This window comes from Coriobacteriaceae bacterium (genome assembly GCA_025757745.1).
Taxonomy (GTDB): domain Bacteria; phylum Actinomycetota; class Coriobacteriia; order Coriobacteriales; family Coriobacteriaceae; genus Collinsella.
The window spans coordinates 1,501,782-1,519,352 of record CP107217.1; the positions used below are offsets into that span (position 1 = coordinate 1,501,782).

Genomic DNA, 17,571 nt, shown 5'->3' on the forward strand with positions numbered 1-17,571 from the left:
TGCTACGTGCACGTCGCGAATCTGCAGGTGACTTACAATCGGTTTGCAAAGCAAACTGATTCTGAGGTTTCATATGGTTGATGATGACGAGGGCGGCTATCGCCCCTTTGTCGTGCCCGACCACGCCAAGGTCTGGGTCGACATGCGCCTGACGCCGCCGACCGATACGGCCGCCGCGATCAACATGGTCGAGCAGGCCACTGCCACCGCCGAGGCCGCGGTTCCCGGTTGCCATGGCAGTTTCGCCGTGACGGGCGATCGCCCCGCCATCGAGCGCGACCCGAACTCTCCCCTTCTAGCTGCGCTCAAGCGCGCCGCCGATGACGTGACGGACGCGGACACGACCGTCGGCTTCTTTACCGGCTGCACCGATACCGCCGTCATTGCCGGCAAGACGGGTAACCGCAATTGCATGAGCTACGGCCCCGGCTCGTTGGTGCTCGCGCATAAGCCCAACGAGCCGGGGCCCATGCCGATATCGTTCGCTGCCAGAACGTGCTCATCGCGCTTGTTGACAACACGCTCTGGGACGCAAGCGTCCAAGTTGGGGCATAATAAGCCGCGAACAAACCGACTCGCGCGTTAGGATCGCCCATGAAAGCACTTCCGTTTCCCTGCATCCGCCCAGCTCAGGATCGCGTGCTCGAAGCGCTGCCGCAGATGGGCGGTATCCTGAGCAGCAACGACGCCCTGCGCGACGCCATCGCCGACGGGCTTATACTCAAAGATCCGGGCGCGGCGTATTACGTGTACGAGTGCTCGGGCGAACCGGGTCGTGTGACGGGTGTCGTGGCGATTTGCCCGGTCGGCGTACTGGCGGGCGACGGCGCGACCCCCGCAGGTGCGACCGCAGCCGCCCGCGCAATCGCCGAGCTTAAGGTCCAGCCGCGCCCTGTGTCGCTTACCTACGAGGCGTCGCCCGTCATGGATATCATCCTGGGCGCCGCCAAAGAGGGTGCGTCGCTCTATGCCGTCACCGACCCCGCCGGCATTACGCACCGCGTGTGGGAGGTCAAGCGCGAGGACGCCGTTGCCGCCATCCGAGCCATGCTCGACCAGGCACCAGAGCCAGCGCCGGCTGACGACCCCACCTATGCCGCCGCGCTGACAGGGGCGGCGCAGCTCCTGGCGGACGAGGCCCGCACAGCCGGCACCTACACGGGCAAAGAGCCGTTCAACTTTACCGTTGCTGCGTTATTCCCCGCCGCACAGGTCGCCGGCGGCGCGCCGCAGGTTCCGACGGGTCTGCTCACCCACCAGATCGCACGGTTCTAACAGGGTCTAAACGCCCAGCACAAAGACTCGGCAGCTCAACAAACAAGGGGCGGGGATACATGCGCATGCATCCCCGCCCCTTTCACATTGAGCAATGATGTCGGCAATCCACGTCGCCACGCCCAGGCTACCCGCGCTGCGGACCCGCTGCCGCCACCAGCGGCTCAAGACCCAGCTCGCGCGCATAATCTTCCTGCGTAAAGACTTCGACCAAGTCAAACGTATCGATCGCATCGTCAAACACGAAATGCAGCACCGAGCAGTTGCCCGGCACACGGTCGCGCTCGTCTGCCGCCGCGCCCTTCACGTAATCCATAAACTCCTTGATAGCCGAGCCATGGCTTACCGCGAGCACGCACGAATGATCCGGGCGTCGCATAAGATCGGTCAACGTCGCCACCATGCGCTCGCGCACCTGCATCTGCCCCTCGCCGCCGAACTGGCGGTAAAAGTCACGCCACGGACGTTCGGGCATCAGCATCACGCGCTCGGCCTCGAAGTCGCCAAAGAACCACTCGCGCAGGCCATCAAGGCGCTCGTAGGCAAGACCCGGCCACAGGCTGGCGATAGTCTGCTCGGTGCGGTGCAGCGTCGAGGTATAGGCATGATCGGGCTCAATGCCGCGCGCACGCAAGAACATGCCGGCGCGCGCCGCCTGGTCGCATCCCAGCTGCGTGAGAGGCGAGTCACTCCAGCCCTGGATAATGCGCTTAAGGTTGAATATCGTCTGTCCATGACGGACCAGATACAGATCCTTGTTCATAGGGGGGTCCTTTCGCTCGTTACCAATCAAGGAGCGAAAACGCCCCATCACAATAGCTAAAATGAAGCACGGCGCCGTTGTCGGGCTGTTCTCCCCCGCCGGCCACATACTCAAGAAACTCCTGGCAGGCTGAGCCGTGGGAAACGGCCAGCACGCAGTTGTGCTGCGGTCGGGCCATAATACGAGACAGCGCCGCGACCATACGTGCGCGAAGCTCACTTTCCGACTCGCCACCAAAGGCCACCGGATAATCGCCCCAGGGTTGCGCCGGCATCTCGCGGTTTGATGTGCCCTCCAGCGAGCCCAGGCGCCACTCGCGCAGGTCGTCGACCGGCTCTATGGGAAGGCCCTCACCAACAATAAGCTCGGCCGTGTGGCGTGCCCGACCCAACGGAGACGAATACGCATGGTCAAAGGAGATGCCACGCGCCTCAAACGCCGCGCGCGTCGCCAGCGCCTGCTCGAGCCCGCGCGCCGTAAGCGGCGAATCGTGCCAGCCCTGCAAAATGTTCCGCACGTTGAGCTCGGTCTGCCCATGCCGTACCAAATACAGATCGGCCACATGCCCTCCCCTCGCAGCACCACAAAGGGGCCAGGCACCTTTGTGGTGGTTTTGCCGCCGGATCGCGCCGCGACGACGCAGCTACACCAGCACGTCGGCAAGCGGGCGCTTGGGTACGTGGTGTACCTGTGCCTCATCACGCCAGTAATTGATAGAGCCATCCGGGTTGGAATCAATTGTATCGATCACCTGTGTCTCGGCGGGAACGCCAAAGACCATAATCAGCTTGACCTCGTACTTGTCGCCGTCAAGTCCCATGACATCAATCGCACGAGGCGGAAAGGCTTTGAACATGCACGCCGCCACCTCGGGCGTAGCGCTGCGGGCGGCGAGCATCATCGTCTGCGCGGCGATACCAGCGTCTGCCTCGGTAATTGGCGCGGCAGGCATGCCCGGAGCGGGACGCTCGGCAAGGATCGCGATATAGCCGGTCGGGCGCTCGCCCTCGACAGGACCCGACCAATCCTTGAGCGCACCAGCCCATGCGAGCTTTTCAAATAAGCTCGAACACTCCTCGGCGTCGCTCACCACATGAAAGCGTAGGCGCTGAGCATTGGCGCCGCAGGGAGCCAGGTGCGCCAGCTCTGCCAGCTCGAGCAAAAACTCGCGCGGCACGCGCATGGACTCGTCAAAGCGACGGCATGTGCGAGCACGACGGACCAGCGCGTCAAACGATTCCAGACCGAGCTTTTCGCAGCCCTGCTTTGCCATCGATTCGACACTCGACGGTGCCTCGGGAACTGCTTCGTTCATAGGAACCCCCCAATACAAGCCAATTGTTCTTAGGAAAATCTAACCTAAAACGCAGGCAATAACGAACAGAGCCGCAATGTTCTACACCTGTTGAATAGAAAAACGCGACATGGGGAACAACGAGAACAAATCGGGACCTTTGGGTTACACTTCGCCCTCCCCGACCCATACGCCGGTGCCTTTAGGCGATACTTGTTGTAGCAACTGCGGCATACGCCGCAAAAACAACAATGACGGCAAACGCCGCGCGGAAAGGAGACCTCATGGGCATCTTTAAGAACGACGACCAGCAGTCGAACCTGTTTGGATTTGACGAGAAAAGCATGGCAGGCAAGGCAATCAAGGCCGTGCGCTGGATCTACGCCGTCACGGGCGTCATCGCGCTGCTTGCCGGCATCGCGCTGCTGTTTGCGCCCGCCAAGTCCCTCGTCTTTTTGACGACCGTCCTGGGCTTCTACTTTGTGATCACGGCTGGCGTCAGGCTGTTCACCGCCATTTTTGAGCCGCTACTGCCCGCCGGCTGGCGCGTGACGAGCATCATCTCCAACCTGCTCATCATCCTGGGCGGCGTCATAATCCTGCGCAATCAGGCTTTCTCGACCGCGACGCTCACCACGCTCGTGGTGGTCGTGGCTGGCTTTGGCTGGATCGTCGAAGGCGTCATGTCCATTCTGGAGTCCGAGCTTTCGTCTAACCGCGCCCTTGCCATCCTGAGCGGCGCGCTCTCCATCATCGCCGGCATGTTCGTGTTTATCTATCCACTGTGGTCGGCAAAGATGCTCGTCATCTTTAGCGGCGCCGCGCTCCTGGTGTTTGGGGTGACGCTGATTATTCGCGCTATCCGCTTTGGCAAGCTGGTGCGCTAGATGCCGCGAACGCTGTTTATTGATGCTGACGCCTGCCCGGTCACGCGTGAGTCGATCGACTGCGCGCGGCGGGCGGGCGTCGCCGTGGTGATTGCCGGCAACAGCACGCAGAACCTGGAGCGGCACATTCGCCGCGACGATCCACGTGATGCCGAGCACGCGCGACGCGGCTTTTGGGTCACCACGCTCGATGTGAGCGTGGGCGCCGATAGTGCCGACTTTGCCATTGTCGAACGTCTGCAGGCGGGCGACGTGGTCGTGACGCAGGACATTGGCCTGGCGAGCATGGTGCTCGGCCGCGATGCCTCCGCCATCGGCGTGCGCGGGCGCGTGTACGACAAGGCGACCATCGACATGCAGCTGTTTATTCGTCACGAAGAAAAGAAGGTGCGCCGCGCTGGCGGTCGCACCCGCGGGCCAGCAGCCTTCACCAGCGAAGACCGCGCCCGCTTTAAGCGCAACCTCACCGAGCTGCTGCGCTAACCAAGGTAGATTTTTGGGACATGCCCGGAAATCTGCCTTTTTGTTTTGGACGGTGTGAGCGCTCAGGATCCGTGGCTCAACAAAAAAACGGGCTTCAAAATGCCATGCGTCGCCGCATTGTGCAGACGCCGTGCATGGCTATTTTGAAGCCCGTTTTGTTAGGCCTACTTAGAGGCCGAAGGCAGATAGGGCGAGGCCCCAGCCCACGCCGATGACGTACATCATGACCAGGAACACGGCATTTTCGCGAGCGCTGCGGTTGGTGCGGAACAGGACCAGGTAGCCCACGCCGGCGGAAATGAGCGTGCCGGCGAGCATCGGTGCCAGTTGCAGTGCGCCTTCCAGATACAGCTGCGTAATGACCACGCTCGCCGAGCAGTTGGGGATCAGGCCGACAAGCGCCGAACCCAGGACGGCGAGCGTCTCGTTGCCACGCAGGAACTGCTCGATCGCAGATTCGCCAAAGGTCTCGAGCACGGCGACCAGAATCAGCGTCACTAGGAAAATGAATACCGATACCTGCACGGTATGCGAGATGGCGCTGCGGATAATCGACAGGACGGGCGCACCTTCGTGTGAGTGAGAGTGACCATGGCCATGATGGTGTTCATGCTCGCCCTCATGACCGTGATCGTGGACATGTCCATGTTCGTGCTCGTCCTCGTCTTCATCACAACCGCAATGGTCGCGCTCGCACAGCTCATGGATGTGATCGGCACTCACGCCAGCCTCGGCCACCTCGTCGATGATGTCACCGCCGCTGTGATCGTCATGCGCGCAGTTAACGTGCGCCGGATTGACAGCGGTTCCCAACACGGTACGGCGAATCGCCACATGCGCACGGGCGTTGCGACGCAGGCCGCGAATGGCAGCATCCACGATAAAGCCCGTGACCAGCGCGATCAGCGCCTTCGAAGCCAAAAGCATCGCCATAGTCTGCACGGGAACCTGCTCGGCAAGTAGCAGCGGCAGCATCTCGTCGGAGGTCGAGAGAAACACCGCCACCAGGGTGCCCAGCGTCACGACGCGACCGGCGTATAGCGTTGCCGCCATGGCCGAAAAGCCGCACTGCGGCACCATGCCCAGCAACGAGCCAACCACGGGGCCAGCGGCGCCGGCACGCTTAATGGCGCCGTTAACGCGGTCGCCCGCAACATGCTCAAGCGTCTCGAGGACCAGATATGTCACCAACAAGAACGGCACCAGCGAGAGCGTGTCCTTGCCGGCGTCGAGCAGAATATCAATCAGCAAATCCATGACGGATGGAACCTTTCGTGTCTTTCGGCAGCATTGTAAAAGTCCTAGCGGTCAACTAGGGTATTGTAATTGTCCTAGGCGTGATGCCAATAGTTGCCCATGGTAAACTATCATCTCGCCATAACTCGACAAACCCGAGCCGCGCGACGCGGCCCGTCCAAGGAGCAGCATATGAACGTTTCGCAAGCACTCGAATACGAGCGCCAGCCGTTTATCCCCATGTTTATCTACGGCGACCACGGCGCCATGGAATCCGAGCGTCAGAAAGGCGAAGAGGCCCTCAAGGTGCTCGAGACTGAGTACTTTACCGCCGAGGACGACCCCGGCTTCGACTTTGCCACCGTGCGCGACCTAGCCGACCGCAACCGCGACCTGTGCGACCAGATTGGCGAGGCGCGCCTGCGCAACGTGACGCCCGCGACGCTTTCGCGCGGCCTGTCCGACGCCGACACCTGCGCTGCCATCGGCAAGATGCAAAAGCGCACCGCCGCGTCCGTCATGCGCGAGATCCGCGGCGACCGCGACGCGCTCGGCGTCGCCTACGCCCGCAAGCCCATTCAGGGCACGGTGCTCGGCATCGACATCGAGACCACCGGCCGCGCACCCGAGCGCGGCTATATCATCAACGTGGGCTGGGAGATCATGGACCTCACCAGCGACGCCGTCCCGCACGACGCCGAGGCGCACTACTGCGGCCTGCCCGATATCTACCGCGGCGAGGATGTGCCGTTGTCGAATATCCACCACATCACCTGGGACGACATCGACGGCAAAACGCCCTTCCGCGAGAACAAAGAGCTGCAAAAGCAGCTGCTCAAGCTTATGAAGAAGTACCCGTACATGGCGCACAACGCCGCCTTTGAAGACAGCTGGTTCAAGATCCACTTGGACGGTTACGCCGAGGCACGCCGCGCGGGTAAGATCATCGTCATCGACTCGCGCCAGATCTGCCGCAGCCTGGACGCCGATGTGCGCTCGCTCCCCCGCGAGTCCGCGCCCGCCGCGCTCGAGAACTGGGCGCGCCGCCGTGGCACCCTCGCCGCCGACGCCAACGAGCAGCACCTGGGCCTCGACGACACCGACCTCATGCTCCGTACCGTCCAGGCCGAGTTCAACCTCAAGAACCTATTTGCCAAGTAGATTGCCAAGCAGAGGCGCCATTCGCGAGCGATACTCGTCGGGCCATAACGCCCCGCGCAAAAGCGACACGCCGAGGCGTCCCTCTCAAGCAACGCAATGCGGGCCGATAACCAAGTGGATATCGGCCCGTTTTTGCACGTCGCTAAGGTACCCACGTTGGCATCAGCGGCCTTATTCGCGCCCACCGATGCCCTTAGCCGCCTTTGGGAGCATTCGATAGCAAAATATTTCACGAATTATATTGACATATGAACATGCGCTCATATACTCGAAAGTAAGTTATATGAGCGCATGTTCATATGAAAGGATATTGCAATGAGCGAACAAGCTGATGAAATGAAGTCCGGCATCGACACCAGCATCGTGCCCGACGTCCCCACCACTTGCTCGCCCGAGGACCTTCCCGACGAGGAGCTGCTGTACGACCTTGCCGACCTGTTCAAGGTCTTTAGCGACACCACGCGTATCAAGATCCTCTATGCCCTCATGGGTCGCGAGCTCTGCGTGGCCGACATCGCCGAAGCGACCGCGACCTCGCAGTCTGCGGTGTCGCACCAGCTGCGCACGCTCAAGCAGTCGCACCTGGTTAAATTCCGACGCGACGGGCGCAACATCCTCTACTCGCTTGCCGACGACCATGTCTACACCATGCTCAACCAAGGCATGAGCCACATCTGCGAATAGCGACCAACCACGGTACCAGCGCGGCCTGCACCCAAGCCGCAAAAACGGGGAAAGGAACCCACCATGAAAAAGCAGTTCAAGCTCGACGAGATCGACTGCGCCAACTGCGCGCGTAAGCTTCAGGACGAGCTGGCCAAGCTCGATGGCGTCAAGTCCGTTTCGGTCAACTTTATGACCCAGAAGTTAACGCTCGAGGCCGATGACGCCGAGTTCGACGAGGTCCTCGACCGCGTCGTGGAGTTTACCGCCGACGCCGAGCCGGACTGCGAGATCATTCTCTAGCCCAGATTACGCCAACCTGCAAGGTCGCGCTTGCCGCGGCCTTTGCTCGCGAAATTATATGAGCGAGTGTTCATACATTCAAATGGGAGGATTGAATCATGGCAACCGCCGATCCCAAGAAGAAAAAGAAGAAGCGTAAGAAGAAAGAGTCCCTTGAGCATAAGCGCAACCGTATCCTGGTAGCGCTAGGCATTTTTGCCGTTGTTTATGCCCTCGACGAGCTCGGAGCTCTCACTATCGCATTTGGGGAGCCCGGCAACGTCTACGCCAGTTTCGTGCTGTTCCTCGTGCCGTTTTTAATTGCCGGCTACGACGTGCTCCAAAAGGCATACAACAACATCCGCCGCGGCAAGGCCTTCGACGAAAGCTTCCTCATGGCCGTCGCGACCATCGGCGCGTTTGCCATGGTGCTCTTCCCCGATACCGATCCGCACATGGCCGAAGGCGCCGCTGTCATGCTGTTCTACCAGGTCGGCGAGCTGTTCCAGGCATACGCCGTGGGCAAGAGCCGCAAGTCGATCAGCGCCATGATGGACATCGCACCCGATTATGCCAACGTCGAGCAACTCGACGGCACACTCGAGCAGGTCTTTCCCGATGACATCGCCGTCGGCACCGTCATCGTCGTCAAGCCCGGCGAGCGCGTGCCCATCGACGGCGTCATCGTCGAAGGCGAGACGCAGCTCGATACCGCCGCCCTTACCGGCGAGTCGGTCCCCCGCCCGGCCAAAACCGGAGACGATATCATCAGCGGCTGCATCAACATGACGGGTCTCATCCACGTGCGCACCACCAAGCCATTTGGCGAGTCCACCGTCGCGCGCGTCCTGGAGCTCGTAGAAAACGCCAGCGAAAAGAAGGCGCGTACCGAGAACTTCATCACGCGCTTCGCCCGCGTCTACACGCCCGCCGTCACCGGCGCGGCCGCGGTACTCGCGCTCGGCGGCGGCTTGGTCACCGGCGCCTGGTCCGACTGGATCCTGCGCGGCCTGACCTTCCTGGTCGTCAGCTGCCCGTGCGCGCTCGTGATCAGCGTCCCGCTCAGCTTCTTTGGTGGCATCGGCGGCGCGTCCAAGCTGGGAGTTCTCATCAAGGGCTCCAACTACCTCGAGACGCTCGCCGATGTGGATACCGTCGTCTTTGACAAGACCGGCACGCTCACCAACGGCACGTTTTCGGTCGTGGCGGTACACCCCGAGACCGGCTATACCGAGCAGTCACTGCTTGAGGTCGCGGCCCTTGCCGAGTCGTTTTCCGATCACCCCATCGCGCAGTCGGTACGCACCGCCTTCCAGGGCGAGCTCGATCCCAAACGCGTAAGCGACTCCACCAATGACGCGGGCCATGGCGTGACGGCGAATATCGACGGCAAGCGCGTCATCGTCGGCAATGCCAAGATGCTTGCTGCGGCCGGTATCGACGCCCCCAATTGCGAGGTCGTCGGTACGATCCTCCATGTACTGGTCGATGACACGTACGCCGGCCATATCGTAATTGCCGACACCATAAAGGCCGATGCCAAGCAGGCGATTCGCGACTTGCACACTGCCGGCGTCAAACGCACCGTCATGCTCACGGGCGACCGTGAGGAGGTTGCAGCGTCTGTGGCCAAGCAGCTGGGGCTCGACGAGTTCCACGCGCAGCTCATGCCAGGCGATAAGGTCGAGCGCGTCGAGGCATTGCTGGCAGTCGAATCGAGCAAGGGCAAGCTCGCCTTTGTCGGTGACGGAATCAACGACGCACCCGTGCTCACGCGCGCCGACGTCGGAATCGCCATGGGCGCCATGGGCTCGGACGCCGCAATTGAAGCTGCCGACGTGGTGCTGATGGACGACAAGCCGTCCAACATCTCCCGCGCGATCCGCGTGGCGCGCAAGACCATGACGATTGTTTGGCAGAACATCATCTTTGCGCTGGGCATTAAGCTGCTGATCCTGGTGCTCGCGGCGCTCGGCATCGCCAACATGTGGCTTGCCGTCTTTGGCGACGTGGGCGTGGCGATCATCGCCATCCTGAACGCCATGCGCGCGATGGGTGTCAAGAACCTGTAGCACTCGTGGTCCCTCCGGCCGGGGCCGGGTTTGGTTTTGAAAACGTCCTCGCGCATGAGGCCCGTCTTTCCTGCTCCTACGGAGCAACGGAAAGACGGGCCTCGCGCTGCGGAGTGTTTTCAAAACCAAACCCGGCCCCGGCCTGCGGTGACGTTGCTGGTGGTTCTTGGGCATCGCTTGCTGGCGGGGTTCCTTGTCTGAGTTGGACTTAGTTGGTGGGGCTACTGGTCCCGGTCGCTGGTTCGCGCTTTGCGCGAACTCCGCGCTACTGGGGATCAATTAGGCTTCCGTTGCTGGGCCCGCCACATCTTCCCGCCCCAACATCGATCTTAGCTTCTCAAAGCTCTCCTCGCTCAGGCAATGCTCCATGTGGCAGCCCTCTTGCGAGGCAACCTCGGGCGCTACACCTGCGTCCTCTAGCAGCCCCACAAAAAAGCAATGGCGCTCCCACATTTGACGGGCAACCTCAATACCGCGTTCCGTCAGATGAACATCTCGTTTTCCCATTTCGACATAGCCGTTGCTTTCCAGCGTCGCCATGGCTTTAGAGACACTTGCCTTGGTTACGCCCAGGTATTCGGCGACGTCAATTGACCGAACGATGCCCTGGCGCTCCGAGAGCACATAAATAGATTCGAGATAGTCTTCTCCAGATTCACGCAGGGCCATGGGCCGCCTTTCGCGATGGCTTCTAGTTAGCCTTTGGATACTTTTGCTTGAATTACTTTACCGCAAAAGTTGCCCATGTCTTACTACATTGTCTAAAAAGTTAACCGTGTTTCACAAAATGCGCGGAGCAAGCAGGGCGACACGACACGCAACGCGCAGGGAGTGTCCCCAGCTGCCGGCAGAAAAGGAGCGTCCCCAAGTGCCGAGCCGCAGCTATAACAGGCCAAAGTGCTTCGCGGCGTTGTAGATGCCGTCATCGTCCACGGCGGTCGTTACGTAGGTCGCCGCGGCCTTCACGGCATCCTGCGCGTTGCCCATGGCCACACTTGTGCCCACGGCCGAGAACATCGACAGGTCGTTCTCGCCGTCGCCAAAGGCAATCGCTTCACTCGCGTCGATGCCCAGGCGCTCCAGCGTCGCCGCCACGCCCAGGTCCTTGCCGCCGTTGGCCGGAATAATGTCGCAGAACAGGTCGCACCAGCGCGTGGTTGTAGAATGCGACAGGACATCGGTAACTATGCCCTGGTCGACCGGGTCCACAAAGGCGCAGAACTGGTAAACCGGCGCGTCGAAAGCATGCTCAAAAGGCTCCTCGTGATACGAGATTCCGGCATTGTCGGCAGCCGCCACCACGCGCTTGGACAGACGGTTCACAAACGAATTCTCGCCCTGCATGCACAGTGAGTCGTAGCGTCCCTGCGCCACCTGGTCCACAATCACCGCAACGTCGTCCGGATCGATCGGGCAGCTGCGATAAACGCCCTTGGCATCAAAACAGTGCTGACCCGAAAGCGTAATGTACGCATCCCAACCCAAGTCGAACAGCCAATCCGGCATCTGGTAGGTCGGGCGACCCGTGGCGATTATGCACGCAATCCCCTGCTCGCGAAAGCTGTCGAGCGCCTGCTGCGCCGACGCCGGAATCCGATGGGTCTTAAAGCTCAGCAACGTGCCGTCGATATCGAAAAATGCGGCCTTGATCATCCTTGCCTACTCCTCGCCCTCGAGCTTCTCGCTCGCCTCGAGCCACGCCATCTCCAGCTCGTCCATGGCGGCGTGAGCCTCGTCAATCTTTGTCTGCTGCTCGCCCAGCGCCGTGTAGTTGGTGGGGTCGACCTGGGCCATCGCGGCCTCGGCCTCCTCCACGCGAGCGCGCTGCGTCTCCATTTTGCGCTCAAGCGAGCTCACCTCGCGGCGGAGCTTCTGGCGCTCGGCGTTGGAAAGACCATTGGGCTGGCCGCTCGACTTGGGCTTTTCGGCCGCAGTTGCCGCGGCACCGGTGTCAAACGTGCCGGTCTTGGCGCTCGGCGCACCCACGGGCTCGCCCTCGGCGGTGGCGTTGCACAGGCGCAGGTACTGGTCGACGCCGCCGGGCATATGCGTCAGATGGCCGTCAAGCAGCGCCCACTGCTGGTCGGTCACGCGCTCCATCAAGAAGCGGTCGTGCGTCACCAGGATCAGCGTGCCGGGCCAGCCGTCGAGCAGATCCTCGACAATCGCGAGCATGTCGGTATCCAGGTCGTTACCGGGCTCGTCCAGGATAAGCACGTTGGGCTCGTCCAGGATCGTCAGCAACAGCGACAGGCGACGGCGCTGGCCGCCCGAAAGATCGCCGATGCGGCTCCAGAGCTGCTGGGTCGTAAAGCCCAGGCGCTCGCAGAGCTTCTCGGGCGAAGTCTCCTTGCCGTCGATGACGTAGTACTTCTTATAGTTGCCGAGCACCTCGCGGATCGTATCGCCCATGTAGGGCTCGAGCTCCTCGAGCTGCTGCGACAGCACGCCAAAGCGCACCGTCTGGCCAATCTTCACGCGACCGCGCAGGGGCGCGATCTTGCCCTGGATCACGTCGAGCAAGGTCGACTTGCCGGCGCCGTTCTCGCCCAAAAGACCATAGCGGTCGCCCGCGCCGATAAGCCAAGTCACGTCCGAGAGCACCTGCTTGGGCGCGCCATCGGTATCCGCATAGCCGGCGTCCACGTCGACCACGTCGATAACCTGCTTGCCCAGGCGGCTCACCGCCAGGCGCTTGAGCTCCAGCTCGTCGCGCACGGGCGGCACGTCGGCGATGAGCTCGCGAGCGGCATCCACGCGAAACTTGGGCTTGGTGGAGCGCGCCTGGGCGCCGCGGCTCAGCCACGCGAGCTCCTTGCGCGCCATGTTGCGACGGCGTTCCTCGGTAACGGCGGCCATGCGGTCGCGCTCCACGCGCTGCAGGATGTAGGCCGAGTAGCCGCCCTCGAAGGGGTCGACCTGTCCGTCGTGGACCTCCCACATGCTGGTGCAGACCTCGTCCAAGAACCAGCGGTCGTGCGTGACCACGAGCATGGCGCCCTGACCGCGCTGCCAGCGGGCATTTAAGTGGCGCGCGAGCCAGTTGATGGTGCGCATGTCCAGGTGGTTGGTGGGCTCGTCGAGCATAAGCACGTCGTAGTCGCCAATCAGCAGGCGCGCGAGGTCCACGCGACGGCGCTGACCGCCCGAAAGCTCGCCCACCGTGCCCTCCCAGGGCACATCGCTAATAAGACCGGCCAGAATCTGGCGCGTACGCGGGCTCGAGGCCCACTCGTACTCGGGCGTGTCACCGACGACGGCATGATGCACGGTGTCGGTATCGACCAGGTTGTCCTTTTGGCCGAGCAATCCGATCGTCGTGTCGCGGCGATGCGTCACGCGGCCGTCGTCGGGCTCCAACGTGCCGGCGAGTACGCTCAGCAGCGTCGACTTTCCATCGCCGTTTTTGCCGACGATACCAATGCGGTCGCCCTCGCCCACGCCGAGCGTCACGCTATCGAAAATATGCTTGGTGGGAAACTCTAGGCTGACGGAATCGCATCCCAAAAGAATCGCCATATGCCCTGCTCCTTCGTAGAAATTCAACGTTGTCCATGATAGCAGCGAAAAGGCGGGCCGCACACGACACAAAAAGGCGGGCCATCTCACGCAAGAGATGACCCGCCTCTCCAATCAGTCCCGCGGCAACCGTGGCCGCCGCGGGCCTCAAGCATGTCCCGGACTAGGAGAACATGCCGGTGAGGTAATCATTCAGCCGCTTATCCTTGGGCCGTTGGAAAATCTCGTCAGTCTCGTCGTACTCGACCATATCGCCCATGTAGAAGAACGCCGTGCGGTTGGACACACGCGACGCCTGCTCCATGTTGTGCGTCACGATGACGATGGCGCGGTCGGCAACGATCAATGACATGAGGTCCTCGATCGCCAGCGTCGAGATGGGGTCGAGCGCCGAGCAGGGCTCGTCGAACAGAATCACGTCGGGGTTGAGCGCCAGCGTGCGTGCAATGCACAAACGCTGCTGCTGGCCGCCCGAAAGCGCGTAGGCACTCTTGTCGAGCTTGTCCTTGACCTCGTCCCACAGCGCCGCACCACGCAGACTTTCCTCGACCATACGATCAAGCTCGTCGCGGTCGGTAATGCCGTGACGCCTGGGCGCAAACGTAATGTTGTCGCGAATGGACTTGCGGAAAGGGTTGGGCTGTTGGAATACCATGCCAATGGAGCGACGCAACTCGTAGGTGTTCTCGGTCTTGGTGTTCACGTTGCGCCCGCGGTAGTTGATCTCGCCCTCCACGCGGCAGCCGCGAATCTCGCGATTCATCAGGTTGAGGCTGCGTAAGAAGGTCGACTTACCGCAGCCCGAAGGCCCGATGAGCGCCGTGATCTCGCCCTTATGGAAGTCGAGCGACGTATTGTGCAGCGCATGGCGGTCGCCATAGTACACGTTGACGTCCTTGGTGGAGAGCACGACCTCGTCGCTCACGGCCTTGCCGCTCACGCGCACGCGCCTCTCGCTCTCCCCCACGCTCGACAGAAAGTCCTGGGTGTCGGACGTGGCCGCCTCGGTTGCGGGCGTTGCATTCATATCGCTCATTCGGCCGTCATCTTCCTTGCCAGTTGCTTGCCCACGATACGGGCGACTACGTTAAACAGCAGCACGCAAATCATCAGCAGTGCCGCGGTGCCCCAGACGATCTGCTGGGCCTCGGGGCTGCCCTCGCCATAGATCTTGTAGATGTGCACGGCCAGCGACTCGCCGGGACGGAACACGTTCCAGGCGCAGGTGGGGCTCGACAGGTTAAAGCTCAAGAAGTTCAGGCGAACCGGCGAGCTCATGCCCGAGGTAAAGAGCAGCGCCGCGGCCTCGCCAAACACGCGGCCGGCCGAAAGCACGATGCCGGTCACGATGGCGGGCATGGCCTCGGGAATCAGGATGTGCAGTGTGGCCTCCCAGCGAGTGAGGCCCATGGCCAGGCACGCATCGCGCTGGGCCTGCGGCACGTCCTCGAGCGCCTGCTGAATCACGCGCACCAGGATGGGGATGTTGAACATGGTGAGCGCGACGGCGCCGGAGATGATGGAGTACTTCCAGCCCAGCTGCACTGAGAACACCAGAAAGCCGAACATGCCTACGACGATGGAGGGCAGCGAGGACAGCGTCTCGATGGCGGTCGAGGCGATGTCGCGAATAGGCCCATCGGGCGCGTACTCAACCAAAAAGACCGCGCCGCCCAGGCTGATGGGCACCGAGATGATCAGGGTGATCAGCAGCAGATAGAACGAGTCGAACAGCTGGTAGAGCACGCCGCCCTGCGTTCCGTTGGCGCGTGCGGGCTGCGTGAGAAAGCCTGGCTGGAACAGCGTCGAGATACCCTCGAACAGGATGTAGGCCACCATGGAGACGACGATAAGCATGACGATGGCGACAATCGCCGTCAGCACGCCCGTGGCGATGCGGTCCTGCTTTTGGACACGCCCGAGTCTCGCCTCGTCGATGTGGATGCGCGTGCTAGCCACGAGCCTTCGCCCCCTTGCGGCCGATAAGGTGGATGATCAGGATAAAGATGAGGCTCATGCCCATCAGCAGCAGACCGAGCGCCCACAGAACGTCGTCCTGGGCCGAGCCCTCGGCATAGACCGCCATGGACGTGGTGAGCGTGGTGGTAATGGTCGAGGCAGGCGACAGCAGCGACGTCGGCATGGCCTCGATGCCGCCGATAACCATGCGCACGGCGAGCGTTTCGCCAAAGGCGCGGGTCATGCCAAGGATGACCGCGGTCATGAGCGACGGCATGGCGGACTTGAGCACCACGTGCCAGATGGTCTGCCAGCGGGTGTAGCCCAGCGCGAGCGAGCCCTGACGGTAGCTGTCGGGCACAGCGCGCAGGCCATCGACCGAAAGCGTGGTCATCGTCGGCAGAATCATGACTGCCAGCACGATAGCGCCGGGCAAGATACCCAGACCCGTGCTCACGTGGAAAACGCTCTTCATAAGGCCGACGACCACGTGAAAGCCGATCAGGCCAAAGACGACCGAGGGAATACCGGTCAAAAGCTCAATGAGCGGCTGAAAAACCTTGGATCCAAACTTAGGCTGAATCTCGACCGCAAAGATGGCAGAGCCGATGGCGATGGGCAGTGCGATGAGCGTGGAGAGCACCATGACCGCAAACGAGGTGACGATCAGGGGCAGGGCGCCAGTGTAGGGCAGGCCGTTTTCGGCCGTGTTGGCCAGGTCCCACTTGGTACCGGTAAAAAACTCGACGATCGAGACGCCGTCCTTGAAAAAAGCCGAGAGGCCCTTTTGGGCGACCATAAAGATGAGCGCGGCAACGACAAGCGTCACGAGCGCTACGCACGCACCCGTGACGCCCAGGCCCACGTTCTCAAGCTCGCGCTTTGGCAGCTGTTTTGCCATTGCAAACCTTTCCGGGGGCGATTACTTATTTAGCGGAGACCTTGCCACTGGCGTCCTTGACGACCTTCATGGCAGAAACGGGAATAAAGCCCTGCTCCTCGACGAGCTTGCCCTGGACGTCGTCAGAAAGCATGAACTCCAGGAAGGCCTTGGTGGCTTCGTCGGCGTCCTTAGCACAGTACATGTGCTCGGTCGCCCAGATCTTGAAGGAGTCGTCGGTGACGTTTGTGCTCTTGGGCTCGACCCCCTCGACCATGATGGCGTTGAACTTGGAGTCATCGAAGTGCGAGAAGTCGAGGTAGGAGATGGCGTTGTCGGTGCTGCCCATCTGAGTCTGGACATCGCCGGACTTGTCGAGCTCGGCGTCGCCCTTAAAGTCGACGGCCTCGTCGCCAAAGACGGCGGCCTCGAAGGTGGCGCGGGTGCCGGAGCCGGCCTTGCGGTTGAGAACGACGATCTTGGCGTCGTCGCCGCCGACCTCCTTCCAGTTGGTGATCTGGCCGGAGAAGATACCCTTGAGCTGCTCGAGAGACAGGTCGTCGACCTTGACGTTCTTGGAGACGACGGGGCCCATGCCCACGACGGCGACCTCGTGGTCGACGAGGTTCTTGACCTGGTCGGCCTCGAGCTTGGTCTCGGCGAAGACATCGGAGTTACCGATGGTGACTGTGCCGGCGGCGACAGCGGTCAGGCCCTTGCCCGAACCGTTACCCGAGCCAGAGACGGAGACGTCCGGGTTGGCATCCATGAACTTCTCGGCAGCAGCCTCGACGAGAGCCTGGAACGAGGAAGCGCCGTCGTAGGTCACCTCGCCCGAGACGGACTCGGCGGCAGCGGCGCTACCCTCAGCAGCGGTGTTGGCGGCGTTGGAGCCACCGCAGCCAACGAGGCCGAGACCGACGATGCTGGCAAGACCACCAGCGAGGCCGAGGAACTGACGACGAGAATAAGCCTGATCGAGCATGATCTTCCTTTCATACAAGCGACTCGCGGGCACCCTGCCCGCTTTGCTGTTTGGAAAGATACGGTCTCGATCGGGCAGCGCTCGCGCCAACTGCGGTTTCTTACGGGCATCT

At 61.8% G+C, this 17,571-nt stretch carries 19 protein-coding genes; 8 read left to right on the forward strand and 11 right to left on the reverse strand.

Annotated features, from left to right (window positions below):
* Positions 1–73: 73 nt before the first annotated feature.
* Together OGM60_06480 and OGM60_06485 are read left to right on the forward strand one after the other, a co-directional pair.
* Entirely contained in the window at positions 74–586 is a 513-nt protein-coding gene (locus OGM60_06480) for a hypothetical protein (GenBank protein ID UYI98539.1), read from the forward strand.
* Between the two features lie 8 nt (positions 587–594).
* Positions 595–1,275: a DUF1015 domain-containing protein gene (locus OGM60_06485; protein UYI98540.1), complete on the forward strand. Its 681-nt coding sequence runs from the start codon at positions 595–597 to the stop codon at positions 1,273–1,275.
* Between the two features lie 127 nt (positions 1,276–1,402).
* Here the strand turns inward: OGM60_06485 and OGM60_06490 are convergent, their stop codons facing one another.
* The 3 genes from OGM60_06490 to OGM60_06500 all read right to left on the reverse strand — a co-directional run bounded on the left by OGM60_06490 (position 1,403) and on the right by OGM60_06500 (position 3,353).
* Positions 1,403–2,038, reverse strand: coding sequence for a histidine phosphatase family protein (locus OGM60_06490; GenBank protein ID UYI98541.1), 636 nt, complete (start codon positions 2,036–2,038; stop codon positions 1,403–1,405).
* Positions 2,039–2,057: 19 nt separating this feature from the next.
* Positions 2,058–2,600 (reverse strand): histidine phosphatase family protein, encoded by a 543-nt coding sequence (locus OGM60_06495; protein ID UYI98542.1) that lies wholly within the window; start codon positions 2,598–2,600, stop codon positions 2,058–2,060.
* A gap of 81 nt (positions 2,601–2,681) precedes the next feature.
* On the reverse strand, positions 2,682–3,353 hold the full coding sequence (locus OGM60_06500; GenBank protein UYI98543.1) for a nitroreductase family protein: 672 nt from the start codon (positions 3,351–3,353) through the stop codon (positions 2,682–2,684).
* Between the two features lie 263 nt (positions 3,354–3,616).
* Here OGM60_06500 and OGM60_06505 point away from each other — a divergent pair, with 263 nt between their 5' ends.
* Together OGM60_06505 and OGM60_06510 are read left to right on the forward strand one after the other, a co-directional pair.
* Positions 3,617–4,219 (forward strand): DUF308 domain-containing protein, encoded by a 603-nt coding sequence (locus tag OGM60_06505; protein ID UYI98544.1) that lies wholly within the window; start codon positions 3,617–3,619, stop codon positions 4,217–4,219.
* Positions 4,220–4,702, forward strand: coding sequence for a DUF188 domain-containing protein (locus OGM60_06510; GenBank protein ID UYI98545.1), 483 nt, complete (start codon positions 4,220–4,222; stop codon positions 4,700–4,702).
* A gap of 168 nt (positions 4,703–4,870) precedes the next feature.
* On the opposite strand, the gene OGM60_06515 is transcribed toward OGM60_06510, so the two are convergent.
* Entirely contained in the window at positions 4,871–5,959 is a 1,089-nt protein-coding gene (locus OGM60_06515; protein UYI98546.1) for an arsenic efflux protein, read from the reverse strand.
* A 171-nt stretch (positions 5,960–6,130) separates the two neighbouring features.
* Between OGM60_06515 and OGM60_06520 the strand changes: the two genes are divergently transcribed.
* The 4 genes from OGM60_06520 (at position 6,131) to OGM60_06535 (ending at position 10,116) form a co-directional block, all read left to right on the forward strand.
* Positions 6,131–7,099, forward strand: a complete 969-nt coding sequence (locus OGM60_06520) for a 3'-5' exonuclease (protein ID UYI98547.1) — start codon at positions 6,131–6,133, stop codon at positions 7,097–7,099.
* 336 nt (positions 7,100–7,435) lie between these two features.
* Positions 7,436–7,783, forward strand: coding sequence for a metalloregulator ArsR/SmtB family transcription factor (locus tag OGM60_06525; protein ID UYJ00169.1), 348 nt, complete (start codon positions 7,436–7,438; stop codon positions 7,781–7,783).
* Positions 7,784–7,846: 63 nt separating this feature from the next.
* The gene (locus OGM60_06530; protein UYI98548.1) at positions 7,847–8,065 is read left to right on the forward strand and encodes a heavy-metal-associated domain-containing protein; all 219 of its coding nucleotides are present in this window, start codon (positions 7,847–7,849) and stop codon (positions 8,063–8,065) included.
* Positions 8,066–8,163: 98 nt separating this feature from the next.
* Complete coding sequence (locus tag OGM60_06535; GenBank protein ID UYI98549.1) at positions 8,164–10,116, forward strand: heavy metal translocating P-type ATPase; 1,953 nt, start codon at positions 8,164–8,166, stop codon at positions 10,114–10,116.
* Between the two features lie 279 nt (positions 10,117–10,395).
* On the opposite strand, the gene OGM60_06540 is transcribed toward OGM60_06535, so the two are convergent.
* The 7 genes from OGM60_06540 to OGM60_06570 form a co-directional block, all read right to left on the reverse strand.
* On the reverse strand, positions 10,396–10,785 hold the full coding sequence (locus tag OGM60_06540) for a metal-dependent transcriptional regulator (GenBank protein UYI98550.1): 390 nt from the start codon (positions 10,783–10,785) through the stop codon (positions 10,396–10,398).
* Positions 10,786–10,998: 213 nt separating this feature from the next.
* Positions 10,999–11,769 carry a Cof-type HAD-IIB family hydrolase gene (locus tag OGM60_06545; GenBank protein ID UYI98551.1) on the reverse strand — a complete coding sequence of 257 codons (771 nt, stop codon included), beginning with the start codon at positions 11,767–11,769 and terminating at the stop codon, positions 10,999–11,001.
* Between the two features lie 6 nt (positions 11,770–11,775).
* Positions 11,776–13,635 carry an ATP-binding cassette domain-containing protein gene (locus tag OGM60_06550; GenBank protein ID UYI98552.1) on the reverse strand — a complete coding sequence of 620 codons (1,860 nt, stop codon included), beginning with the start codon at positions 13,633–13,635 and terminating at the stop codon, positions 11,776–11,778.
* 163 nt (positions 13,636–13,798) lie between these two features.
* Positions 13,799–14,671 carry a phosphate ABC transporter ATP-binding protein PstB gene (pstB, locus tag OGM60_06555; protein ID UYI98553.1) on the reverse strand — a complete coding sequence of 291 codons (873 nt, stop codon included), beginning with the start codon at positions 14,669–14,671 and terminating at the stop codon, positions 13,799–13,801.
* Positions 14,668–15,594 carry a phosphate ABC transporter permease PstA gene (gene pstA, locus OGM60_06560; protein ID UYI98554.1) on the reverse strand — a complete coding sequence of 309 codons (927 nt, stop codon included), beginning with the start codon at positions 15,592–15,594 and terminating at the stop codon, positions 14,668–14,670. Before pstA ends, pstB begins: the two co-directional genes overlap by 4 nt.
* On the reverse strand, positions 15,587–16,495 hold the full coding sequence (gene pstC / locus OGM60_06565; protein ID UYI98555.1) for a phosphate ABC transporter permease subunit PstC: 909 nt from the start codon (positions 16,493–16,495) through the stop codon (positions 15,587–15,589). Before pstC ends, pstA begins: the two co-directional genes overlap by 8 nt.
* A 25-nt stretch (positions 16,496–16,520) precedes the next feature.
* Positions 16,521–17,459, reverse strand: coding sequence for a phosphate ABC transporter substrate-binding protein (locus OGM60_06570; GenBank protein UYI98556.1), 939 nt, complete (start codon positions 17,457–17,459; stop codon positions 16,521–16,523).
* Positions 17,460–17,571 lie beyond the last annotated feature (112 nt).